24 protein-coding genes are annotated in these 24,085 nt (G+C 62.1%); 14 read left to right on the forward strand and 10 right to left on the reverse strand.

Annotated features, from left to right (window positions below; all coding sequences use genetic code 11):
- The first annotated feature begins 210 nt into the window (after positions 1-210).
- Genes RA302_RS26030 through cobU form a run of 4 tightly spaced genes read left to right on the forward strand, consistent with a single transcriptional unit; the run spans position 211 to position 4,268 of the window.
- A complete protein-coding gene (locus RA302_RS26030) occupies positions 211-1,119 on the forward strand; it encodes an ABC transporter substrate-binding protein (RefSeq protein WP_021345722.1) in 909 nt (302 codons plus the stop codon).
- Positions 1,120-1,126: 7 nt separating this feature from the next.
- The gene (locus tag RA302_RS26035; RefSeq protein ID WP_019745569.1) at positions 1,127-2,161 is read left to right on the forward strand and encodes an iron ABC transporter permease; all 1,035 of its coding nucleotides are present in this window, start codon (positions 1,127-1,129) and stop codon (positions 2,159-2,161) included.
- Complete coding sequence (locus RA302_RS26040) at positions 2,158-2,946, forward strand: ABC transporter ATP-binding protein (protein ID WP_030536510.1); 789 nt, start codon at positions 2,158-2,160, stop codon at positions 2,944-2,946. Before RA302_RS26035 ends, RA302_RS26040 begins: the two co-directional genes overlap by 4 nt.
- The gene (cobU, locus tag RA302_RS26045) at positions 2,946-4,268 is read left to right on the forward strand and encodes a bifunctional adenosylcobinamide kinase/adenosylcobinamide-phosphate guanylyltransferase (protein WP_030536509.1); all 1,323 of its coding nucleotides are present in this window, start codon (positions 2,946-2,948) and stop codon (positions 4,266-4,268) included. Before RA302_RS26040 ends, cobU begins: the two co-directional genes overlap by 1 nt.
- Positions 4,269-4,270: 2 nt before the next feature.
- On the opposite strand, the gene RA302_RS26050 is transcribed toward cobU, so the two are convergent.
- Positions 4,271-5,056, reverse strand: a complete 786-nt coding sequence (locus tag RA302_RS26050; RefSeq protein ID WP_020909339.1) for an IclR family transcriptional regulator — start codon at positions 5,054-5,056, stop codon at positions 4,271-4,273.
- The gene (locus tag RA302_RS26055) at positions 5,053-6,591 is read right to left on the reverse strand and encodes an APC family permease (RefSeq protein WP_030536507.1); all 1,539 of its coding nucleotides are present in this window, start codon (positions 6,589-6,591) and stop codon (positions 5,053-5,055) included. The genes RA302_RS26050 and RA302_RS26055 overlap by 4 nt, the downstream gene beginning before the upstream one ends.
- Positions 6,592-6,939: 348 nt before the next feature.
- Here RA302_RS26055 and RA302_RS26060 point away from each other — a divergent pair, with 348 nt between their 5' ends.
- The 8 genes from RA302_RS26060 (at position 6,940) to RA302_RS26095 (ending at position 13,441) form a co-directional block, all read left to right on the forward strand.
- Positions 6,940-7,530, forward strand: coding sequence for a MauE/DoxX family redox-associated membrane protein (locus tag RA302_RS26060; protein WP_007729691.1), 591 nt, complete (start codon positions 6,940-6,942; stop codon positions 7,528-7,530).
- A 44-nt stretch (positions 7,531-7,574) separates the two neighbouring features.
- On the forward strand, positions 7,575-8,183 hold the full coding sequence (locus RA302_RS26065; protein WP_019745575.1) for a redoxin domain-containing protein: 609 nt from the start codon (positions 7,575-7,577) through the stop codon (positions 8,181-8,183).
- Between the two features lie 75 nt (positions 8,184-8,258).
- Entirely contained in the window at positions 8,259-8,930 is a 672-nt protein-coding gene (locus RA302_RS26070) for a methylamine dehydrogenase light chain (RefSeq protein WP_029256402.1), read from the forward strand.
- Complete coding sequence (locus RA302_RS26075) at positions 8,927-10,246, forward strand: hypothetical protein (RefSeq protein ID WP_030536506.1); 1,320 nt, start codon at positions 8,927-8,929, stop codon at positions 10,244-10,246. Before RA302_RS26070 ends, RA302_RS26075 begins: the two co-directional genes overlap by 4 nt.
- Complete coding sequence (locus tag RA302_RS26080; protein WP_030536505.1) at positions 10,243-11,832, forward strand: multicopper oxidase family protein; 1,590 nt, start codon at positions 10,243-10,245, stop codon at positions 11,830-11,832. The genes RA302_RS26075 and RA302_RS26080 overlap by 4 nt, the downstream gene beginning before the upstream one ends.
- A 27-nt stretch (positions 11,833-11,859) precedes the next feature.
- On the forward strand, positions 11,860-12,207 hold the full coding sequence (locus tag RA302_RS26085) for a plastocyanin/azurin family copper-binding protein (RefSeq protein WP_003940240.1): 348 nt from the start codon (positions 11,860-11,862) through the stop codon (positions 12,205-12,207).
- Positions 12,207-12,530, forward strand: a complete 324-nt coding sequence (locus tag RA302_RS26090) for a cupredoxin domain-containing protein (protein WP_080712742.1) — start codon at positions 12,207-12,209, stop codon at positions 12,528-12,530. Before RA302_RS26085 ends, RA302_RS26090 begins: the two co-directional genes overlap by 1 nt.
- Positions 12,531-12,604: 74 nt before the next feature.
- Positions 12,605-13,441, forward strand: coding sequence for a hypothetical protein (locus RA302_RS26095; protein ID WP_030536503.1), 837 nt, complete (start codon positions 12,605-12,607; stop codon positions 13,439-13,441).
- Positions 13,442-13,536: 95 nt separating this feature from the next.
- Here RA302_RS26095 and RA302_RS26100 read toward each other — a convergent pair whose 3' ends face one another.
- The 6 genes from RA302_RS26100 to RA302_RS26125 are packed head-to-tail and all read right to left on the reverse strand — an operon-like array spanning position 13,537 to position 20,732.
- Complete coding sequence (locus RA302_RS26100) at positions 13,537-14,226, reverse strand: YdcF family protein (RefSeq protein ID WP_030536502.1); 690 nt, start codon at positions 14,224-14,226, stop codon at positions 13,537-13,539.
- A 25-nt stretch (positions 14,227-14,251) separates the two neighbouring features.
- Positions 14,252-15,985, reverse strand: a complete 1,734-nt coding sequence (locus RA302_RS26105; RefSeq protein WP_003940464.1) for an ABC transporter ATP-binding protein — start codon at positions 15,983-15,985, stop codon at positions 14,252-14,254.
- On the reverse strand, positions 15,982-17,796 hold the full coding sequence (locus RA302_RS26110; RefSeq protein WP_232508899.1) for an ABC transporter ATP-binding protein: 1,815 nt from the start codon (positions 17,794-17,796) through the stop codon (positions 15,982-15,984). The genes RA302_RS26105 and RA302_RS26110 overlap by 4 nt, the downstream gene beginning before the upstream one ends.
- Complete coding sequence (locus RA302_RS26115) at positions 17,793-18,140, reverse strand: plastocyanin/azurin family copper-binding protein (protein ID WP_003940254.1); 348 nt, start codon at positions 18,138-18,140, stop codon at positions 17,793-17,795. Before RA302_RS26115 ends, RA302_RS26110 begins: the two co-directional genes overlap by 4 nt.
- Positions 18,141-18,150: 10 nt before the next feature.
- Positions 18,151-19,713, reverse strand: a complete 1,563-nt coding sequence (locus RA302_RS26120) for a multicopper oxidase family protein (RefSeq protein ID WP_030536500.1) — start codon at positions 19,711-19,713, stop codon at positions 18,151-18,153.
- Complete coding sequence (locus tag RA302_RS26125; RefSeq protein ID WP_030536499.1) at positions 19,710-20,732, reverse strand: ABC transporter substrate-binding protein; 1,023 nt, start codon at positions 20,730-20,732, stop codon at positions 19,710-19,712. Before RA302_RS26125 ends, RA302_RS26120 begins: the two co-directional genes overlap by 4 nt.
- A gap of 146 nt (positions 20,733-20,878) precedes the next feature.
- On the opposite strand from RA302_RS26125, the gene RA302_RS26130 reads away from it, so the two are divergent.
- A complete protein-coding gene (locus RA302_RS26130; protein ID WP_030536498.1) occupies positions 20,879-21,610 on the forward strand; it encodes a TetR/AcrR family transcriptional regulator C-terminal domain-containing protein in 732 nt (243 codons plus the stop codon).
- A gap of 62 nt (positions 21,611-21,672) precedes the next feature.
- Here the strand turns inward: RA302_RS26130 and RA302_RS26135 are convergent, their stop codons facing one another.
- Entirely contained in the window at positions 21,673-22,836 is a 1,164-nt protein-coding gene (locus tag RA302_RS26135) for a lipase family protein (protein ID WP_030536497.1), read from the reverse strand.
- A gap of 174 nt (positions 22,837-23,010) precedes the next feature.
- Here RA302_RS26135 and RA302_RS26140 point away from each other — a divergent pair, with 174 nt between their 5' ends.
- Complete coding sequence (locus RA302_RS26140) at positions 23,011-23,451, forward strand: VOC family protein (protein WP_007729713.1); 441 nt, start codon at positions 23,011-23,013, stop codon at positions 23,449-23,451.
- A gap of 21 nt (positions 23,452-23,472) precedes the next feature.
- On the opposite strand, the gene RA302_RS26145 is transcribed toward RA302_RS26140, so the two are convergent.
- Positions 23,473-24,072, reverse strand: a complete 600-nt coding sequence (locus RA302_RS26145) for a TetR/AcrR family transcriptional regulator (RefSeq protein WP_030536496.1) — start codon at positions 24,070-24,072, stop codon at positions 23,473-23,475.
- Positions 24,073-24,085: the final 13 nt, after the last annotated feature.

Here is a 24,085-nt window from a genome sequence, read left to right on the forward strand (position 1 = left end):
GTCGACGCAACTGTGAATTCGCCCGTCACTACTCGAGGCGAACGAGTCAGGTCACCGGCCTCGTGGCGACACGATGGTTCTCGGACGAAGGACCGCTCGTGGCGCTTCGCCTCGCGGCCGCGCTGCTCGCGACCCTTCACCACTAGCGGAGGGGTGGCTGTGAGTACTCGGCCGACACGTAAATTCAGATCTGTACTTGCAGCACTGACGATGAGCACCGCACTGCTTGCCGGTGCGTGCAGTAGCTCGACGTCCGATGCACCCGCAACCACAGCCGCCTCGGACGGCTCGTTCCCGGTGACTGTTGTTTCCGGTCCCACGGATTCCGGCACGGACATCACCATCGAGTCACGCCCTCAGTCGATCGTGTCACTCAGTCCCAGCGCCACCGAGACCCTGTGGGCCGTCGGCGCGGGCGATCAGGTGAAGGCCGTCGACAATCAGTCCGACTACCCGGCCGGTATCCCGGTCACCGATCTCTCGGGCTTTCAACCGAACGTCGAAGCCATCCTCGGCTACGCACCGGATCTGGTGATCGCATCGGATGACATGAACGATCTTGTCTCCGGGCTGCAAAAGGCGAAGGTGCCGACCCTCCTACTACCCGCAGCCACAAGCATCGACGACGTCTACGCCCAGATCGAGCGCGTCGCGAAGGCCACCGGCCACGAGGACAAGGGCACCGAAGTTGTCGACACCATGCGCTCGGACATCGACGCCGCTGTCGCCAGTGTTCCTGCGCGCCAACAGCCGCTGACGTACTTCCACGAACTCGACTCCTCGCTCTACACCGTCACGAGTTCGAGCTTCGTCGGGCAGATCTACTCGCTGTTCGGAATGAAGAGCATCGCCGACGCCGCGGGGCAGGGTGACTATCCGCAGTTGTCCGCCGAATTCGTGGTACAGGCCAATCCCGATCTCATCTTTCTCGCAGACTCCCAATGCTGTGGAGTGACAGCAGAATCCGTCGCTGCTCGACCCGGGTGGAGCGGCATGAAAGCGGTTACCGGCAACCAGATCCATGTGCTCGACGAAGACCTCTCCAGCCGCTGGGGACCTCGTGTCGCCGACCAGGTGAAGGCCGTCGCGGCCATCGTTGCCCAAGTTCCCGCGGCCTGAGCACTCGATGATCAAAGCCGGTATCTCCCAACATCGGACCGCCGTTCTGCTCGGCGCCGCGCTCATTCTGTGCGCTGCCTTGCTGATCGGTGTTCTGGTGGGGCCGGCCGGATTGACGCCTGATCGGACCATTCTCGAACTTCTGGACGGAATACCCGGCATCCACCTCGATTCCGGCCTCACCGCAACACAGCAGGCGATTCTCTGGCAGATCCGGCTTCCGCGAGTAGTCCTGGGCGCGTTGGTCGGAGCAATGTTGGCGGTAGCCGGCGCCGCCTACCAGGGCGTGTTCCGAAATCCCTTGGCGGATCCGTATCTCCTCGGAGTTTCCAGCGGAGCCGGACTGGGCGCAACCCTCGCCATCGTTTCGGGTGGAGCGCTGGGCATGTTCGGAATTCCCATGGCCGCCTTCGTCGGTGGTGTGCTGGCAGTGTTCGCAACTTATTCGCTCGGCCGAAGCATTGGCGGGCCGCAGAACGCGGTAGTCATCATCCTCGCCGGTGTCGCAGTCGCGGCGTTCACGAATGCAGCACAGACTTTTGTTCAGCAGCGGTTCGACGATTCACTGCGCGAGGTCTATTCCTGGCTACTCGGCGGACTGTCCACCGACGGTTGGTCGGAAGTTCTGGTTGTCCTGCCGTACGTTGCGCTGGCATCTGCCGTCATCCTGGTACACCGGCGCGTACTCGACGTGATGGCGGTAGGTGACGTCGAAGCCGCCAGCCTCGGCGTCGACCCGGCCAGATCACGCCTGGTGCTGGTGCTCGCCGCAACTCTGGGAACGGCGGCGGTCGTGAGTGCAAGTGGACTGATCGGCTTTGTCGGAATCGTTGTTCCCCATGCGGTTCGACTGGTCGTCGGCCCGTCGCATCGACTGCTTCTCCCCCTGTCACTCATGCTGGGTGCGGCGTTTCTCGTCCTCACCGATGTTGCCGCCCGCACGGTCATGGCACCGGCCGAACTCCCCATCGGGGTTGTAACCGCGATGATCGGCGCTCCGTTCTTCCTTCTGGTTCTGCGCCGCAGTCGAGTTTCCGCATGACCGACACCGCAGTGCGATGCCGCGACCTCCGAATCAACCTCGGCGGCAAAGACGTCGTCGACGGCATCGATCTCGATGTGACACCCGGCGATTGGGTTGCCGTGGTCGGGCCGAACGGCGCCGGCAAGACGACCTTGATGCATGCCCTCGCTGGATTGATTCCGTCCACCGGTGAACTCACCGTCGGGGGACTCAACCCACGCAGTTCGAGCCGCAAGGCCATGTCAGCCGTCGTCGCGCTGATGCCTCAGCGCCCGGTGGTACCCGAGGGCGCGACGGTTGCCGAACTGGTTGCGCTCGGCCGTACACCGTATCTACGACGCTTCGGAACCGAAACCGCCACAGATCGTTCGGTGATCTCTTCGGTGATCGAGAGGCTCGACCTCACCGAGTTCGCAGATCGACGAGCCACCGAACTTTCCGGTGGCGAATTGCAGCGCGTGGTCCTGGCTCGGGCATTGGCTCAAGAACCGCAGGTACTGCTCCTGGACGAACCCACCAGCGCGCTCGACATCGGTCACCAACAGCAGGTTCTCGACTTGGTGGAGGAACTGCGTGAAGCCGACAAAATCACGGTCATCGCCGCGATGCACGACCTCACTCTCGCGGGTCAGTACGGTCGACGAATCGTGTTGCTGGACAAGGGCAGCGTGGTTGCCGACGGCACTCCCTCATCGGTGCTGAAGGCAGACATCCTCGGCCGCGTGTACGGCGCTCGGGTCGAAATCCTGGACCGGCCCAGCGGTCCCATAGTTGTTCCGATTCGGCAGGAAGGCACCCGCTGATGGAATTGGTGATGCTCGGCACCGGTGCTGCCGACGGTTGGCCGAACCCGTTCTGTACTTGCCCTTCCTGCCTGGCCGCCCTGTCGAGTGAAACCATCCGCGGGCACACTGCCGCCCTGGTGGACAACAGAATCCTGTTGGACTGTGGACCCGAAGTACCGCGTGCCGCGTCGCGATTCGGTCGCACGCTGGCACACGTCGAACACATCCTGTTGACGCATTCTCATCCCGATCACCTCGGCCCGATGGCATTGCTGTTCCGGTCCTGGGCCTCGCGCACCGAACCACTACAGGTTCTCGGACCACCCGACGCGCTCGATCTCTGCCGAGACTGGGTAGGCCCGGATGACCCGGTGACCTTCACACCGCTCGAGACCGGCCAGTCGATCATGTTGGGCACCTATCGTGTTCGCGCACTCGAAGCCGCGCACGAAGTACCCACCCTTCTCTACGACATGACCGACGCATCCGGAACCCGAATCTTCTGGGCCACCGACACCGGGCCTTTGCCCGAATCAACTGTCGACGCCCTTGCCGACGCGCGTTTCGACGCCGTCTTTCTCGAAGAGACCTTCGGCTACAAGACCGACCACGGCACCGGGCACCACGATCTGTCGAGTTTCGCGGAGACGGTGAGCCGACTACGCAACTGCGACGCGATCACCGATCGAACCGACGTGGTCGCCGTACACCTCGGACACCACAACCCGGTCGAAAACGAACTCGCGGAAGCACTTCGCGTGTCCGGGGCGCGAGCGGTTCCGGATGGAGCTGTGCTCGAGATCGGGGTAGGACAGAGCCATCGAACTCTGGTCACCGGTGGCGCCCGCTCGGGCAAGTCCACTTACGCGGAGGGCCTGCTTGCCGGCTACCGGAACGTCACGTACATCGCCACCGGGGATCCGCAGGACGACGATCCCGACTGGATCGAACGAATTGCGTCGCATCGCGCGCGGAGGCCGTCGACGTGGACGACGGTAGAGACCTCCGAGGTGGCCGAAATTCTTTCAGGCGCAACAACACCGGTCCTGCTCGATTGCCTAGGCACGTGGTTGACCGCACGTCTGGATCGACACCAGGCGTGGGCGACAAAAGATCTCAGCGCCGTCCACGCAGATATCGACCGGTTGGCCGACGCCTGGACCGCCTGTCCGGTTCCGATTGTCGCCGTCACGAACGAAGTGGGAAGCGGCGTCGTCCCGGACACGAAGTCCGGGAGGCTGTTCCGCGATCTACTCGGTCTGGTGAACAGCCGAATCGCCAGTGAATCGGAGTCCGTGGTCCTGATGACCGCCGGGCTCCCCCTGAGCCTGCGCGTGTGACGTCAGAGCAATCCGGTGAGCTGACGCGCACAATCGAGTAGGAAACCGACCAACTCTCGATCCTCGTCCGTCACTCGCCCGCTCGCTCCCTGAACACACAACCCGCCTGCCACCTGGTCTGCGTGATCTCGAACCGGTACTGCCACCGCGGATCGACCCAGGCGGCATTCCTGGTTCTCGAATGCAAAACCCTGCAGGCGAACAGACCTCAACTGCTCATACAACGCATCGAAATCACCGAGGGTGAACTCCGTGACCCGGCGAAGTTCTAAACCCGAAAGCAACCGCTCATCGTGCGCCAACAGAACCTTCCCCAGCGCATTCGCGTGAAGGTTCTTGGCCAGTGCGGCGATTCCGATGATCTCGTGGTCCGGATCCTTGTCGACGAACCGCAAGCGCCCACCGGCGAATGACGCGACGTGCAATCCGAACCTCGTGTGTGTCCGCATGTCCTCGACGCGCTCGTGCAGCGTCGGCGCCGGACCACTCGACGACGCCGCATGCGAGAGCTCGGCAGTCCGACGTCCCAACGCGAACCCTGACAGGTCCGGCACCCGCACGAGAAAGCCCTCCGCCACCAGCAGATTCAGCATCCGGTACGCCGTGGCCGATGGAACGCCTGCAAAAGTGGCGATCTCCTTCGCGGTTGTTCCCGGTCCCAGATGAGCCACCGCCTCGAGCATCCCCAGCGCCTTCTGGACCGCACGCGGTTGTTGTCCACTGAAGTGGGTCTCGTCGCCGATCTGTTTTCCTGATCGTGGACCAGCGGTTGCACGGTCCGCGGTCACCGCCCATGCTCCGGCGAGTCACCCTCGGCGGTCCCACGATCCGGAACGAGTCGCCTTCGCCCGTCACCGTCGATCAGCAGAGTGCCAGCACCGGGCAACAGGTCCGCCGTCTCGACGCTGTCGAAAGCGCCAACCATCAGAAGGCTTTCCGGTCTGGCTCTACGGAGCAATGAACTCCACACTGTCCCCGACACAGCAACAGCAAGAGCAGCGATCGGCAGTGCCCACATCCCGTGAACCGCACCGTCGAGAACGATGTAGACCAGTAGACCGGCACCGGCGGTACTCACCGACAGGGTGCAAATCCGGGTCAGCGGCGTATGTTCCCCGATTCGGCGCAAGAACTTCCACGAAGCAAAGGCCACCAGCGTGTAAGCGCAGACCAACGCGGTCTCCACCACGCCGTCGAAGGATCCCGAATCGTCGCGAACCGTATCCGAATAGACGAATACGCCCGCCGCACTTACCGCGACAAACGCAAGTACCGCAACGTACGGGGTGCGGAACCGTCTGTGCACGCGAGCGAGCGGCGCAGGCAGTACCCGTTCGATCCCCATCGAGTACAACAACCGCGAACCCGCCTGCGCACAACCGAGAGTGGATGCGAACCAGGAACACGTCATTCCGATCTTGACTGCCAGAACCACTTCCGCGCTGGCTCCGGATGCCGTTCCTTCGAAGTACGCTCCGACGATCGTTGCGCCGTGGCCGGTCATCGCCGCCCAGGCCGCAAAAACGAAGAGGACCCCGCAGATGATCGGCGAAATGAGAACCGTGCGTGTGACGCTGATGAGTGGTCGTTTCGCTTCCGGGCCGAAGAAGGCCGAGCTTTCGAAGCCCGCCATGCTGAGCACCGTCAGCATCGCGAGAAACGGAACTGCACTCAGCGACGGATTCGGCAGGGCAACAGCAGTTGTCGTGTCACTGTGCGTCGCCAGCATGACCACGACGATGAGAATCAACGAGCACGCTTCGACGACCAGGATCGCTCGGGTGGCGAACCGGACGCCTCGCACTGCAATCCACGCGACGGCCAGGGCAATCGCCACCGTCGTGATCACCGTCGCGGCAGGCCCTCGCACGTCGGGGCCGACAATGGCGATGGTATCGAGCAGACTCGGAACTGCCTGCGAGAAAACCGAAACCGAGATTCCGAGATACCCGAGTACCAGTGCGGCACCCGCCGTCAGTGTCGCCCGGATACCGGAGCCTTGGAAGACGAAGCTGTACAACGATCCTGCTGCGGCCAGTCTCCGCGTGAACTGAGTGATGCAGAACGCAACGAGAAACACCGCCGAAGTTGTCGCAGCAATCGCAGCCAACCCGACGTAGCCGGGACTGTAGGTGATCATCCACAGGGCGATGAACACCATTCCCGTTGCCGGAGCGATCGTGGAAAGTGATTGCCCCAACAGGTCGATCGGGGTCAAACGTCCTCGTCCGAGACCACGGAGCGGGGAGAACACGGGCTCACTGTGTTGATCCGCATTCTGCGCTCGCGTGATCGCTGCACGCAGTGCCGCACTCACGGCCATGTGTCACCGTCCGTCGCGTCCAGGCCCGAACCTACGAGCGAATTGTCAGAATTCGGTCAAGTTAGTCCGCTTATGTTTCCGCGCAGTTTCCACGATGGCGCGCACAGAACTTTCAAGTGAGAATCCGACTCTGTTTCCCACCCAGCGTCATGCCGGATCAAGGGCGGCCGACGGTATCCGGCCCCTCCGGCAGCACCTTGAACTGCAAGTTCTCCGATTCTCACACGACAACTGCTCTCTCAGTTGCACCTCGTCCAGGCGTAGCGCGGTCGACGCGGGTTCGCAGCATCGCCCGTACAGGATGTGTCCCACACACCACCGGCACTACCCGAGAGGAACGGAGGAAGCATGGACTTGGTCAGCGCCACCACTTCGGCGATCATCGGATTTGTTCTCCTGCTCGCCGGCATTCCCAAGCTGAACGACCACGATGGGGTGCTTCGTTCGGTGCGCGGATACAAAGTGTTGCCCGTGCGACTCGAAGTACCGATCGCTCGCATCCTTCCCGTCGCGGAAACCGTCGTAGGCATCCTTCTGGTTCTCGGCGTGGCCCATCGCCTCGCCGCCTTGGTTGCTGCCGTCATGTTCGCGTCGTTCTTCACGGGCCTCACGATCAACCTCCTGCGTGGGCGACGCGATCTGGACTGCGGATGTTTTGCATTCGGAGTCGGCGAGATTCCGCGTATCGGATGGTTCCACGCCGTTCGCGCCGGAACACTCGCGGTGATCGCTGTGGCACTGTCGGTCACCGCCGGACAGGCTGAGATCGGCGTCCAGGTCGTGGCGGCGACCTTCGGATTCCTCCTCGTCCTGGCTGGAGTTGCTCTCGCACAGATTCGTTCGGTGGTCCACCTCGGACGACGCCCAGTCGACGACTATCTGTCGAGCGCCTCCATCCGCCTCCGAACCGCCGAAACCGCGTCCCGGTACGGCTCGTGAACTTACATCCCCACCACTGAAAACTCGAAGGCAGGACTACCACGATGACCACTTTCCTCCTTGTCGCGACAGTGATCCTGGTGATCGCCGTAGCCGTACTGTTCTTGATGGTTCTTGCTCTGGCTCGTGAAATCGGCCGCGTACAAGTACGTCTCGGACCTCTCGGTGCCCGGATGATGGATACCGGCCCCAAGGTCGAACAGGCCGGCCCGTCGTTTGCCGGTCTCATCGATCAGGAAGGACGGACCGTCGGAGTCGGTGGTCACCGCGACAAACCTCAACTCCTGCTGTTCACAGCACCGAGTTGCTCGACGTGCAAGAGCCTTCTTCCCGGCGTAAGGGCAATGGCCCGAGCCGAATCGGATCTCGACGTGATCATCATCTCCGACGGAACACCCGAAGAGCATCGCGAGTTCCTGGCCGGCAGCGGGATCGGTTCCGAGCTCAGTTACATCGACGCTCGAGACGTCGGTATCGCATACCAGGTGGGCACCACTCCGTACGGCGTGATTCTCGACGAGCACGGCAAGATCCGAGGAAAGGGCCTGTGCAATCACATGGCTCAGGTGGAAAGCCTCCTCAATGCGCTCGAATCCGGCACCCCCTCACTCCAGCACCTTCATGCCCAGGCGAAATCCGGCAGCGCGGCCTGATCTTCCTGCACAGTTCGATCCTCTTCACGAATCAGGAGAAAATCGTTGGACGACAATGAATTCCCGCAGCACAACATGACGGAGAATCGATATCCCGTCGACGAGGCGACAGTTCAGGCCCAGGCCGAATGGATGGCGGGCCAGGGCGGTTCGCTTACCAGCCGAACCGGACGTAAACTCTCCGAACGAGTTTCGCGGCGATCCATGATCAGTCGGATCGGCAAGTGGACCATGGGTGTGTCAGGAGTGGCACTGATCAGCACACTTCCCGTGACACGTAGTGCCTTCGCCCAAGAGCCCGAGGTTCCTGCGCCGGCACCTGGCCCCGAACCTCTTGTCCCTGTCTACGACGGTAAAGATCCGGCCGAGTGCGAGTACTGGCGCTGGTGCAACATGGACGGAACGTCCTGTGCCGCATGCAACGGCGGCGGTGTCACCACCTGTGCCCCCGGCAGCAAGCCCGGCGCAGAGTTCTGGGTCGGATGCTGCACCAACCCTGATACCGGCAAGACCTATCTGATCGCCTACTACGACTGCTGCGGTGCGCCTTCGTGTTCCAACGCATTCTGCGGCGAACCGGACATGCAGGCCGTGATGTACAACCCGGTCTCCGGAAGCTACGACCAGGAAATCATCTGGTGTGTCTCCGACGAGTCCCAGGCATACACCTGCACGATGGCGCCCATCATCGGTGAGGACTGCCAGACTCGACCGGCCGAGCGCCCCAAGGTCGGTGCCGGATCATGAGCAGTCCGCGAACCCGAAAACTGGCGCGACCCGCCGTTGCCGTCATCCCACTCACCGTCGTACTCGCGCTGGCCGGTTGCAGTTCGTCCGACAACGACGAACCCTCCAGCGCAGGTGATGTCACCTATCCGACAGTTCCGTTCACTGCACCGGGCGAGGGAATCTCCCTCGGTCACGACGACCAGGAAATCGGCGACACCATTCCCGAGCCGTTGCACGTCGGTTCGATCACCCCGATCGCAGCTGACCGCTTGCTGGGCGTCGAAGGTGGATTCGGCCAACTCGAGCTCAGCGTCAACGTCATCGATCCGAAAACCGGTGTGGCCGAGAGCCGGATCACCGTCGGCCCGGGTATCTGGGATCCGGTCATTCACGGATTCGTCGGGGATTCCGCCGAGGATCCTGCGGTGCTCGCTGCCGAGGTGTGGCGGCCCCGAGGTTCCCGCGGCGCGGCAGATTTCACGGTCAGCACCTACTCCGGGAACCTACTGGAACCAGCCGAGGTCATGCTTCCGGACGTCGCACGCGTACATTCCCGTCCCGGCTCGAACGCCGTGACCTCCGACGGCAAGTTCTTCGTCACGTGGGACGACGGTTTGTACGGCATCAGAGTGGTCGACCTCGAGAAGAAGGAAGCGACCGGTGCACTCCAGATAGTCGGCTGCGGTCCGTTCACGTGGATGGTCGATCACGAGCTGTACAGCGTCTGCGAGGACACCCGGGAACTGCTGCACGTCACGATCGGTGACGACGGTGTTCCGAAGGAAACCGCCCGAAGCAAGGTCCTACCCGAGGATTTTGTCTCCACCCGCAAGGTCACGTGGGCATCGAAAGCGAATAAAGCCTTGCTGGTCAGTGAGAACGGCGATGTGTACGTCTTCGACTTCTCCAACGGACTGCCTCAGGAAGGTGTCAAGCCGATCGGAAACGGCGGGCAGGACTCCGGTCGATTCTCGGAGAACGTCATCAACGCCGACGCAACCCGGCTCGCAATCGCGTACACGGACACGGCTATTCATCCGGACTCTGCTCGGGGAGGCTCACTGGTCAAGATCGACTTGTCCGATGCAACGACCTTCGCCCCGGTGAAGAGCTTGACGCTTGCAGACCTCGGCTTGACAGACATCAAGAGCATGACCTTTTCCGTCGACGGCGCCACGTTCTACGTGCTCGGTTCGGGACCTGAGGTCGAAGGCTCCGCTCCGCAGAAGATCGTGGGTTACAACGCGAGCACCGGCGAGCAGGTCAGTTCCGTCGATGTCTCGGGCAACGTCGGGGATGTCAGCGGGTTGATCACACCAGAAGTACTCCGATGAGTCGTCCCGGATCCGGTGTGGTGATGGGCCGGCGCCGCTTCCTGAGTTTGGGAGCACTCGGCGCCGGAGCACTCGGGCTCGGCGCAATGGGGACGATTGCCGGATGCAGTTCCACTGCAGCATCTCCGACGCCGACGACCGATCTCGACTACATCCTGCCCACCGACCCGGAAGTTGCCGCCGCAGAATCGGCGCGAGCCTGGAACGGGACCACCGCTGCGTTTGCCCTTGCCGCCGGATTCTCGACGGTAGATCTTGGCGGACGCCTCGTGGACACGTGGACGTACGGAGGCGCTGCGGTGGCTCCGGAACTTCGCCTGAAGTCCGGTGACCGGGTGAACGTCAGCGTCCAGAACGGCCTCGACGCCGAAACAACACTGCATTGGCACGGAATTCGAATCCGCAACGACATGGATGGCGCGGCACCCACCACGCAGGCTCCCATCGGCGCCGGTTCGAGTTTCGAGTACAACTTCATCGCACCGGATCCGGGAACGTACTGGTACCACTCGCACAGCGGATTACAAGCCGATCGGGGGCTGTTCGGCGCCTTGATCGTCGAGAACCCGAACGACATCACCGGGGCCGACATCGATGCCGTTCTGGTGCTCGACGACTGGCTCGACGGATTGGGTACCACACCGGATTCCGTCCTGATGGCCCTGAACCCGGCAATTTCGGGCGGGCACGGCGGACACGGCGGTGGGGCAACAACTCCGGCGGAACACTCGGAAGCCGACATGTCCGTCGCGCAACAGTTGGTGAGCGGCGGACACGGTTCTTCCGAACCACTCGGCGGGATGACTCAACACATCGCGTATCCACTGCACTTGATCAACGGGCGGCCACCCAACGATCCTGCTGTCGTGACTGCAGCGCCCGGTTCGACCCTGCGACTGCGAATCATCAACGCAGCCGCCGAAACTCCGTACCGGTTTGCTGTGGCCGGTCACGAGATGACAATTGTCGCTACCGATGGCTACGACGTGGCACCAACTCCCGCCGACACCATCATCGTCGGAATGGCGCAGCGCTACGACGTGCTGGTGACGGTGAAGTCGGGAACATGGCCGGTGGTGGCGAAGGTCGAGGGCCGAGATGGTTATGCGTCGACCGTCCTACGCAGCACCGACGCGTTGGCGCTGGCGAACCCGGATGTCGGCGGAAACCTCTCGGAACTGGCCGGCCGACTGGTCACCGAAAGCGAACTCCGGCCCACGGAATCCGCACGGCTCGAGACGAAATCGCCTGATCGCGACTACCGCATCGAGTTGATCCAGGCCGGCGATCGGTACGTCTGGGGAATGGCGGGGGCCGATGCAGGCAAGCTCGTCATGAAACAGGGCGAACGGGTCCGGATCACGATGAAGAACGCGTCCACGATGTGGCACCCCATGCACACCCACGGCCACACGTTTGCGGTACCGGATTACGGCGGACTTCGCCGCGACACCGTCAACGTCCTACCCGGCACCGAGCTTGCCATCGAGTTCGACGCCGACAATCCCGGCGAGTGGATGTTCCACTGCCACAACGCCTACCACTTCGAGGCCGGCATGACGGCAAATCTGCGTTACGTCCGCTGACAAGTCGAAGAATGGAGAGAACACCTCATGAAGAAACTCGTTCCCGCTTTCCTGGCCGCGTGCGCTGCCCTGAGCCTCACCGCCTGCAGTAGTGATGCCGGTGCGTCGTCGGACGAACCTGCAGTCGTGATCGAGGTGAAGAACATGGCGTACACACCGGCATCGGTCACCATCGAGAAGGGACAGACCGTCGAATGGAAGTTCGACGACAGCGGACTCCCCCACGACGTGGTCGGCAACGGTGATCTCGACGGGAAACTGAAGAGCGAGTTGCTCACCGAGGGAACCTTCTCGTACACGTTCGACGACGCCGGAACCTTCACCTACCACTGCACGCCCCACCCGATGATGGTGGGCACCGTGATCGTTCAATAGTGAGGAGGTGGATCGCCGGCTTCGGCCTCGCTGTCGCGGCGACGTGTGTCCCAGCTTGCGGCACAGAAGATCCCGTCCCCGACGTGGTGGTCGAGATCAGCAATGTTCAGTTCAGCCCGATGGACGTCACCGTGGAACACGGCGGCACCGTCGAGTGGCGCTTCGACGACGGTGGACTCCTGCATCATGTGGAATCACCCGGCCTGTTCGACAGTGGTATCACCGGAGACGGAACGTTCCGGCACACGTTCGAGAGCGTCGGCGTCTACGAGTATTCGTGCTCCGTGCACCCGTACATGATCGGAGTCATCACAGTGCTGTGAACACTGGCTCATCACTTTTCGCTGCGACTTCGACTCGACACTTTTCCTGAACCACAAACACTTCGGAGGATCTGATGACTACTGTTCTCTCACACGGCCCACTGCAGACCGACGTCCCTGACATCCGGCCGACCCTTCAAGGATCGGTCAGCACCGCGACCCGTGTCAGCCTCGTCGCGGCGGGCGCCGCTGCGGGTGCCGGCCTCGCACTCGTGGCCGCGCCATCTGCGACAACAGCTTTGACCACAGCTGTTATCGGCGCCGGGCTGGTTACGTCGCTGGCCGCGAACTGGTCGACCTGCGGAATGTCCGTCGCCGGAGTTGTTGCGGCGCCGAAGCAAGTCGACCGGAAGGGATCCTCGACTCCCGTCCGCCGACTCGGCTGGCACGCTCTGGGTTCGGTCACGACGGGAGCCGTCACCGGGGCATTGATCGGCGCTCTCGGTGCGGCGATGTCCGGGTACGTGCCGGTCGGCTGGGCGCTGGGCGTCTGGGCCGTCGTCGCGGTTGCATACGGGCTGCATGAATTGGGTGCGGTGAGCATGCCGACTCCGATGCGGCGCCAACAGCTTCCGCGCCATCTGCGCCGCACGATGGCGCCGTGGAAGGTCTCGCTGATCTTCGGCGCGATCATCGGTCCGGGATTTCTGATCTTCATCCGCTCGAGTGCGTACTACCTCTTGGCACTCGGCGTCATGGCTTCGGGTACACCGGCTCTCGGGGCGGCGCTGTTCACGGTCGTATCCCTTGGCCGCTGCATGCCCAGCCTCGCGGCAATCGTGCACACCAAGCGTGGTGGCTCGATGCCGGGATTCCTCTCGATCATGTGCGTCGTGGACCGTCGCGTGCAGAGCGTCACCGGTGCGGCATTGATCGCGCTGGGTGCATTCGCCGCCGCAGCACTGATCTGACTGTCGAGCTAGCACCATTCACCTCGAGTGAACACACACTCCGACTCTCCGGAGCGTGTGTTCACTCGACAGAAACCGTGCACACTCACCCCGTGTCAGGGAATCGACAGCGCCACCTGGACCGAGTCCTCCGACGGCGACGTCACCTTTGCGTCCCGGCTCCACAGCATGTCGAGCGCTGCCTTGGGCTTGGCAAGGACCCACTCCCGGGCGGCGTTCTTGATCAGCGTCGGAGTTGCGCACCCGCAATCGCTGTTCACCCCGTCTGCGTCGATGCCGACGTCTCGGCACAATGCCACGGCGCGTGGCACGTGATACCCCTGAGTGACGATCAACGCCTTGGTCACCCCATACGTATGTATGGCCCGGTAGCAGGTGTCATAGGTGTCGAGGCCGTACGGATCCCCCACGATGCGACGCTCATCGATTCCCTGCTCCACCAGGTAGTTCGTCATCGCCGCGATCTCGTCACCCGAGCCGCCGTTCGCGTCGCCGGAGACCAGGACCGCTTTAGCCTTTCCCGCTTCCACCAGTTCGACTGCTGCGTCCAGCCGCCCCTTCAGGAAAGCCATCGGCTTACCGTCCTTGATCTGCGCGCCCAGCACGATCACGACCGGAGCATCGGGAGCATCGGCGGCGTCCGACGTGTGGCCGGCCGACGCCACGGAAATCCACACGATCGAGCCCGCGTAGACAACCGCTCCGAGCACCGCAATGCCTGCGACCCAACGAGGCCACCGACGCTTGCGCGGCGGTTTCACTGGATCTGCAGCGGCTTCGTCCATTCGTCGATCAAACCACAAGGTTTCTTCACCGCTTAGGCGCTCGGTCGATCCTCCATCCCTCCGCGCCACTGCGCTCGGCCCACAAATCCGAGTACTTCCCACCTCGCGCGATCAGGTCTTCGTGGGAGCCGACCTCCTCCACCCCACCGTCTTCGAGGTAGACGATGCGATCTGCTCCCTCAATAGTCGACAGGCGATGAGCGATGATCACCACCGTTCGACCACGGGCCAATCGGTGAATTGCCTCGGTGATGGCGACTTCGTTCTCTCCGTCGAGGGCGGAAGTCGCTTCGTCGAGAAGAACTATCGGAGTGTCCTTGAGGAATGCCCGCGCAATCGAGACCCGCTGACGTTCACCGCCGGACAGCAGTGATCCGCCTTCACCTACCCTGGTCTCCTCACCGCTCGGCAAACGGTCGATCACTTCGCCTAGCCTGGAGTCCACCACTGCTTGACGGACCTCCGACTCGGTGGCATCCGGACGCGCCAACCGAACGTTCTCCAGGATGGTTCCGTCGAACAGGTAAACCTGCTGTGAGACAGTCGATATCCGAGACATCAATGCTCTCGTTCCGATCTCGCGAACATCGGCTCCCCCGATGGTTACCGCACCTTCGTCTACGTCCCAGAATCTGGAGATCAGCCGAACCAGAGTTGTCTTTCCGGAACCGGAAGGACCGACCAGAGCAGTGACCGAGCAGTCCGGGAATTCGAGACTCACGTTACGAATCACGCGATCCGGGCCGTAGCCGAAGGAGACCGAATCGAACCGAATATCATACGACGTAGGCTCTTTCGGCACCTCAGGTTCCGCCAGCACCGGTACATCGATCATCTCGCGGACAGATCTGAGCGACACCCGGGCCAGTGAGATACCTTCACCGAATCCTGCGAGCATCTGCATCGGCTCCACGAACCTCACGGCCAACACGAGAACAACGATCACGCTTGCTGTGTCGATGGACCCGGTGGTGACCAGCAGTGCCGCCAGAACCAGGACGGTGAGAAAGGCAACCTGAACGACGATCATGAAGCGCAGCAGATACTTGTCGACCGATCCGATTTCCTGCAGGTGTGCGTCCCGGTTGGACACAAGAGCTTCGTCCAACCGAGTCCAGCCTTCGCCACTCTTACCGGCCGAACGTAGAACTTGCTGCGCCTGTGCATATTCGACGACGCGCGATGCCAACTCGGATTCGCTCTTGCCGATCGCCTCGTATTCGGGAACGACCGCACGCTGCACGTTGCGGTAAGCCCGAATCCCCAGTGGAACGAAGACGACCATCGCGAGGGACAGTCGCCAGTCCACAAACAACACAGCGATCGCCACTGTCGCTGGAGTCACCGTGACGGTGACGAGTTGCGCGATGATCATTCCCGGGATGCTCATCAAGATAGCCGTGCCCTCGGTGACCAGGCGAGTGAACGCTCCACGGTTTGCCTTGCTGAACCACCCGAGCGGAACCTGCACCAAGTGATCACCGAGGCGATGCATGATTCCACCGGCAAAACCCTCGATTCCGATGCGGTATGCCCGATTCTCGGCGATCCACCGTACGGCGCCACAGGCCACCGCCACGAGAGCAGCCGTGACAACCCACGGCACTGCGGCGTCGTAATCGCCGCGAACCACCGCTTTCAGGATCGGAATCATCAGTGCAAAGACGACACCCTCGAGTATCCCGGCGAGCGTGAAACCTGCTATCTGACCTCGCATCCCATTGTCGCGCCCGAGGATTTCGTCCAGGTCTCGAATCATTGCGGCGCCTTTCGCGGAGAGATGTCTTCGACGAGGGGGTTCTGGAGCGCCCACATCCGCGCGTAGGTTCCGCCGAGCGCCGACAACTGTTCGTGCGTACCCTTTTCCACGATCCGTCCGGCGTCGAGAACGAGTATCTGATCTGCGTATCGGACGGTGTGCAGTCGATGAGCGATCACCATCAGGGTGCCGCCGTCCGCACTGATCTCGCCCAGTGCGCGTTGAACGGCCGATTCACTGTGGGGATCGGCCTGCGAAGTCGCCTCGTCCAGGATGACGATCGGCGGGTTCTGAAGGATGGCGCGGGCGATCGTCAGGCGTTGCTTCTCCCCACCCGACAGCTCACCGCCCGAACCACCACCGATCTCGGTGTCATACCCGTCCGGCAGTCGCATGATCACGTCGTGAATCTGCGCCCGCCTCGCCGCTGTCTCCACTTCCAGATCCGTTGCATCCGGTCGACCGAGCCGAATATTCTCGCGCACGCTGTCCCGCAGGAGCACAACATCTTGGAAGACGATGGCCATTGATCTCAAGACTTCGCGACTGGACTGATCTCGTAAATCGCTTCCGCCCAGTCGAATAGACCCGTCCGTGACGTCCCAGAACCGCGGAAGTAGACGTGCCAAAGTGGTCTTTCCGGAGCCGGAGGGGCCAACGATCGCGGTCACGGTGCCCGGTTGCATCTCGAAGGAGATGTTCTCGAGGACGCGCTGCCCAGTGGTGTACTCGAAGCCGACGCTGTCGAATTCGACCAAAGTGCTGCGAGCAGGCACTGCATCCTGAGGTTCGGCCAACTCTGGTTCGCCGAGGATGCTCTCGACGTGAGTCGCTCCCAGTTGGCCTTCGCGGTAGAGGTTGGCCATCGTTCCCATGTGCAGAACCGACGACGGAACACCGATTCCGACGACCAGAAAGGCAACAAGAGCTACCGGGGTAATCCAACCCCCGGACAACATTGCAGTTCCCGTCGCCGTGATGACCACGATGAGTACCGCCGGTGAGAGGAGGATCGACATCGCGACCACCGGCCTTCCCATCCCCGACATCCATCGCACGCACACCGCAACCATCGAATCGACAGCGCTCGAGTAGCGCGCGAATGCGCGACTCCCACTCCCGTACGTCTTGACAACCTCGATACCGTCGCCCAGTTCTACTGTCGCAGAGGTCAATGTCGACATTGCAAGATTCCAGGAGTCGACGTTCGTTCGATAGGCTCTGCGCATCGACGGCGCGGCGAGAGCGAGACACACTCCGATGTAGCCGACCAGGACCAGGCTGAACTTCCAGTCCATCGCCACCAGATAGATCAGGGCCACTATCGGCGACAGGATCGCGGGCACCACGTCGGCGGGAAGGTGAGCGACGAGAAGATGCATCCGCTTCACGTCGTCCGTCATCGCCTGCTTCACTTCACCGGTGCCACCATTTGCAAACCACCCCAGAGGAACTCGGGACAGATGCCGAGCGATACGCGAGCGGATCGAGTATTTGAAATGCGCGTCGGCGGTGTGACACACGGTCAGTGCTGCGTTGTAGACGACAAAACCGAGAATTGTGCCCGCTGCACCGATTGCTGCCCACATCCAGACCAGGTTCAACGACGAGCCGGTCAGGAGCACCCGCGCGATCTCGACCACCGCAACGTAGGGCAGGAATCGCAGTGGCACCGACAGTGCCGACAGACCCGCCCCTAGGAGGAGTTGATTTCTCACCGGCGCGATCATCCTGCCCAAAGCGTCTCGGTCGACGAGTCCAGGCGAGTCTTCCGGGGCTGCGGACTCGTTCACTTTCATTGCCGCACTCACTCTTCGACGATGATCGTGCCGGTCATGTTCGGATGTGGTGTGCACGTGTAGGTGAACGTTCCGGCTTTGTCGAAGGTCTGACTGTAGGTTCCGCTTCCTTGGAGATCGCTCTTGATCCCCAACTCGGCGAACACGACATCGTGCGGCATTCCCTGGTCCTCGAAAATCCACGTGACGGTCTGTCCTGTGTGCACGGTGACGGAGTTCGGTGTGTACGCAAGGTTTTTCACCGAGATCTCGACCGGCGCTTGCTCGGTAGATCCCGTCGAATCGTTGCCGCACGACGTCAGTGTGAATACCGCTGCAACAGCGATCAATGTGGTCAATCCGGTGCGAACTGACATTCTGCTCTCCTCATCGAACGTAGTGGAGGTCGGCAGTCATCCCGGCCTCGAAGTGGTACGCGTTGTGACAGTGAAACATCCACCGTCCTGGATTGTCGGCGTCGAAGTCGATCGCCATTTGTGTACGCGGAAGTACGATCAGGGTGTCTCGGCGAAGCCCGCCGTAGGAGGGAACCGAGAAGGTGTGCCCATGGGTGTGCATCGGGTGCCACATGTCGGTGTCGTTGTTCATGACGATTCGTATTCGCTCGCCCTGCTTCATTCTCAACCGACCTGCATCGGCGCCCGCCATTCCCCAGAGGTATCGATCGCCGGCCTGAATGAGATCCACCGAATACGCACGATCCGGTGCCCTCTGCTCCAGCGCTCCTGACGGGCGAAGCTCCGATTCCAGAACGAGCCGACCGCCGGAACCTGACAGCACTGCAGGCGAAGTCAGGTCGACGACCGCTACCGAATCCGGCGTCCGAAGCAGGCACGCGACGCCACCTGACTTCCCTTCCACCTTCGCGGCGATGGGCCACGAGCCGGACTGCACCGTCACCAATACGTCGTATCGCTGCGCGGGTGCGATCAGAATCTCGTCTCCGGCTGTGTAGGCAACGTCCTGCCCGTCAGCACTGACAACGGTCATCTCGTGCCCGGCGACCGAGAAACGGTACGGAGTCTCCGCCCCGGCATTGATCACCCGCAATCGAAGCCGAGTTCCGGCCGTCGCACTGACGACGAAGGGATCTTCCACAGGCCGTCCGTTGATCAGGTGCAGTGGATACGTGATGTGCGTTGCCATTCCACCGAGCGCCTCGGAATTTCCGTGACCACTGCCGAGAAGTTCTGCGGCAGAATCAATCTCTGCACCATCGACTTCCGGTGGAGTGCCGCCGTGCCCGTGGTGTCCTCCCTGCACGTCCGGTGACAATGCGCGAAGCACTGCATCCGGGGTTGTTCCCAGCCCGTCGAGCCAGTCGTCGATCACGATGACGACGTCCTCGTCGGCTCCGGTCCGGTCGTTCGGGTCCTCGACCACGAGTGCACCGAATAACCCTCGATCGGCCTGCAAGCCTGAATGGGAGTGGTACCAATATGTTCCGTGATCCGGGGCCACGAAGTCGTAGGTGAACTCGGCACCTGGTTGGATTCGTTCCTGGGTGACCGGCGGGACGCCGTCCATGTCGTTGCGGATCGCAATGCCGTGCCAGTGCACCGAGGTCTCCGTCGGAAGGTCGTTCTGCAAAAGAACGTTGAGCTGGTCTCCCTTGGAGATTCGAAGCTCCGGGCCAACTGCTTCCGCACCGTACGACCATGTGTCGACCTCTCTGGCGCCCAGACTCACCCGAGCCGGTGCAGCTGTCAGATTCCGTTCGACTGTGCGCCCGCTATGAAATCTCGCCTGTTCGGCAGCACGAACTTCGTCGTCGAACGGTGAAATCTCAGAACCGGTTTCGTTCGCCGAACCACGGCTGCACGCACTCAATGCCACAGAACCCAAAGCCGCAGAACCCACAGCCGCAGAGCCGAGCGTCACCGCTCCCCATCGCAGAGCCAGGCGCCGACTCAACGCACTCGAACTCATGCCGTCAGCGCCGTGAATTCCTGATAGCGCTTCGCGGCAACAGCTTCGGTTCCGGTGCCGGTCAGATTGCCGGCAGCCATGGCATCCATGTCCTCGATCATCCAGAAGGTGGCGAAGGGATGAGTGGCAAGCCACATGTCTCCGTTGACCTTGGCCACTCGGTTCTCCTGCACCGCTGAAAGACTCGAGAACCCGGGAACACCGGCAACCTTGCCGAACTCGTACACGCCCTCGTCGAACACGGCTATGATCCGAGCATCCTGCGCCGGGATCGCCTCGTCGGACAGGGGCGCATACGGCAGTCCTCCAGCGGCATTCGCTCGCTGGGATTCCGGACGCCCGAAGCCGCTCTCCGCCAACAGCAACGACGGCGGCGCCTGCTCGGTGGTGGTGGCAAGGATTCCAGAACTGCTCATCAGCACCGACACGGTGTTCACTTCACCACCGGACCGAGCAGAGACGTCAGCGATCTTGCCCTCCAAAGCGACAGTCAGCTTGTCGGCAACCGACTGACGATCAAAAGCGCGTCCGAAGAAGGCAAGATTCTCACGCCACGGAGTGGTGACGGCCGGGACCGGCACTGTGGGTACGGTCGACGCAAGGGAGTCGTAGTAGCTCCGATCGCCCATCGACGTGAAGATGACCAGTCCGGGATCCTGGGCGAGGACCTGCTCGATCGGGGGTGCACCGAGCGGCGGCACCGTGACCACCTCGGTACCCGCTGACGCCAAGATATCCTGGCCGATCTCCGATCCCCACGACGTGAAGACCACGTCAGGGGTGATGCCGACGGCAAGGAGACCGAGTGCGGCGTATTCGTCGAGGGAAACAATTCGCCCGAGGTCGCCCGGAACCGACGTCTCACCGAATTCGTGGGACACAACACGCGTTCCCTCGGCAGGTTCCGTCGTCGGTCCCGCCTCACTCGAGCTACAGGCGGCCGCAGTCAGGGCAACGACACTGACCAGCAGCGAAGCACCCAGCCTCGATAGGTAACCGGGTCGCGTTTTCAACTTCATGGTGTCCTTCAGCTTCGAAAAATCGGGGGGTTCGCATAAATCCGAGCACTGCTCGGATTTGGCAAGTAAACCTCACCTAAGTACATCCGTCAATCGCTTGCGTCGACTACGCACACCGATCCGACGCCACTAAGCTCGGTCGGACCATGACTGCGCCATCACCTGACAAGAAGTCCGCCGCGAAATCACAGCGCCGCCGGAGTTACAACACCGGGATCACTGCGGACGCGGTGCTGACCGTGGCGTTCGGGCTCAGTCGCGAGCACGGAGTCGAGGGCTGGTCGCTGCGGCAGCTGCTCGGCGAACTCGATACGTCGTTCTCCGTCGTCTATCGACTCGTCGGAGATCGGGACGCACTCTCGGCTGCGGTGGTCGACAGTGCGGTGTCGGCCGTGAACGTGCCATCTGCACAAGAAGATTGGCGTCAATGGCTGACGCATCTGCTCTTGCAGATGCGAGAGGCCTTGATCGAGTGTCCAGGCGCGGCACAGTGGCTGCTGATGAACGGAGTTGCCACCCAGCGCAGCCGGGAACTCATGGAGGCCGGATTGGCATCGCTGATCGACGCCGGGTTCGGGGAAGAAGCCGCTCAGGCTTACACCGTCGCCTTCACCTCGACAATCACTCTGATCGCCATGAACGACGCCAGGCGCATTCCCAGCGGACAGCCTTCACCCGATCACAGCGCGATGCTGGAACGACTGAGTAACGACGGACCCTCAGATCCTCGTTCATCGATGGAGACACTGATCGGGAAGTTCGCCGGTCCACCGGATGCTGCGGAAGCAACACGGGCAGAACACTATCGCTACACACTCGACCGTGTCCTCGACGGCCTCGAGGCGCGGCTGAACGCAATCAAGGAGTCACAGAAATGACCGAGGGTCGCTGTCGCAGTTGTGCGACAGCAACCCTCGGATGAGTTGGATTCTCGATATGTCTAACGGAACAGGTTCGCGACGAACGGAATCGTGTCAGCCTGTGATTCGACCAAAGCGCCGCTGTGGTCGGTGTTGTATGTCTTGAACGTGACCGGTTCACCGTTGGCCACCAACGCTGCAACCAGCGAAAGCGCAGACGGTGCAGGGACATCCACGTCGAGCAAGCCCTGGCCGATGAAGATGGGGCGATCGTATCCACTGGTCGGTACACCCATGTAATCGTTCAGCAGACCCTGGAAGTTCGGGATCTGACTGAGCGGGCGGGAGAAGATGTCACCGAGGACCAGATCCTTGGATGCCTCGTCCAGGTCTGCGGCGCAGAGCTTTTCGGCCGAGTCGACCTTTTCCCTTCCCAAGTCGTTCAGGTAGGAATTCAAGTCGATCTCGGGGTGCGCTTCCCGCAAGCCCGCGAGGATGTAGAGCGCGTACGACGTCAACCCGCCGCCGAGGGCGATGGGAGGGAAGCCCGGACCGGCAGGCAGGAGGGTCAACTCGATGTTGGCCGGCACTCCGGTACCCACGCCACCGCGGTAGTCGAGCGAATCCCCTCCATACTCGGTTGCGTAGCGGGCCGTCGTGATGGCCGCACCGCCGCCCTGCGACTGCCCGACCACTGCCCACCGATTCGAGATCGAGGAGTCGATGACCCGTGCCGCCTTGACCGAGTCGACTACGCTGTGCGCCTCCACCTTTCCGTCGAGGTACGGCATCAGCCCTGGTGTACCCAGACCGACGTAGTCGGTGGCGACGACGGCGTAGCCCTCGGAGAGCCAACGCCCCAGGTAGGGGTAGTCACGCTCGGGCAGGCCAGGACCGACCAGCGAAGGGGCACAGGAATCGTCGAGTCCCGTGGTGCCGTGCGCCCAGGCGATGACGGGCCACCCGCCTTCCGGTGCCGGACCGGCCGGGACGTAGTACGCGCCACTGCTCAGCGCAGGCCCGCCGTTGGAACCGATGGTCCAGTACGTGAATCGCTTGGCGTCGGCGGTACCCGGAATCCACAGATCTTTCGGTAGCGGCTCACTCGACACCACAGTGCCGGTGGCTTGCGACGCGCTCGGTGCCTGTGCGGACGCGATGGGCGCAGCAACGGCGGAGCCGATCGTTGCAGCACAGAGGGCTGCGGTGGATATGCGGGCAAACGACTTCGACTGGAATTTCACGTCTGACGACTCCGGTTCGTGCGGTGGGCGACCTCGTTGGACGTTATCGTAGATTTTGTTTAACCGATCGGTCAAGCAAAATCTTGCAGCTTCGTGAAACGTATATGTCGAGATTCCGGCCCCAACTCCGACCTAGCATCGAACCGCACGAAAAAACAGTAGGAGGATGTGTCCATGGCACACGTACAGCGTTTCGACCACATCGGCATCACCGTCGCGGACCTCGAATCAGCGACGGCATTCTTCGTCGGTCTGGGTCTCGAGGTGGAGGGCACCGGATCCGTGGAGGGTGAGTTCGTGGAAACCGTCTGCGGTATCCCTGGAGCCAAGTGCGAAATCGCCATGCTGCGCCCGCCGGGCGAAGGATCACGGCTCGAGCTCTCGTCCTTCGTCACGCCCGAGCACGTACCCGGATCGCCTGCTCCGATGGCCAACGAGATCGGGATACGCAACGTGTCTTTCGAGGTGGGCGATCTCCAGGTTGCGGTCGACGCGGTGGCTGCGGACGGTTACGGACTCATCGGCGGGATCGGCGAGTACGAGAACAGCGTGCGCATGGCCTACGTCCGGGGGCCTGAAGGGATCATCGTGTCCCTGTTCGAGCAGATCGCCTGAAGCGTCACGGCATTCGGAGCGTCAGATCGCCTTCCAGGAGCTGGCCAGAGCGCCCATCGCAGCCGCGAATTCGGCGAACGCCGCGTCGATTCTGACGCGGTCACCGGTGGTCACCAGATCGAGCGTCAACCCGCGAATCTGCGCCAACACGATCGTCGCGTAGCGATCAGCGCGATCGGGTGGACATCCGTGCGCGAGCGCAGCTTCCGCCAAACCACCCAACCAGTCCCCCACCACATGGTCGAGAAACTCGCGATACCGCTCCGGATGCAACAACGCCTGTCCGTAGATCTCGAACATCAAGCGAAAGTTCGGCAACGATTCCGCTGATGTGCGCCCATTCCAGTAACTCGTCAACATCTCGACGATGTCGGTCCCGGAAGAGATGTCGAGAGAAGAGCTGTCTCGCAGGGTGGCAACCACTTCAGTGAGCAGTTGTTCCTTCGAACCGAAATGATGGATGAGTGTCGCATGACTGATCCCCAGATCCTTGGCCAATGGCCGCATGGACAGTTCACCGACGCCGTTCGCCGTGACGTACGCGGTTACCTGCTCGAGCAATTCGGCACGGCGATGCTGGTAACGCAGTTTCCGGCCGTCGACCGGCGTGCTGTCCTCCACCTGCAGGAGCCTA

The sequence above is a fragment of the Rhodococcus sp. DN22 genome, from assembly GCF_036669995.1.
GTDB classification, from domain to species: domain Bacteria; phylum Actinomycetota; class Actinomycetes; order Mycobacteriales; family Mycobacteriaceae; genus Rhodococcus_F; species Rhodococcus_F erythropolis.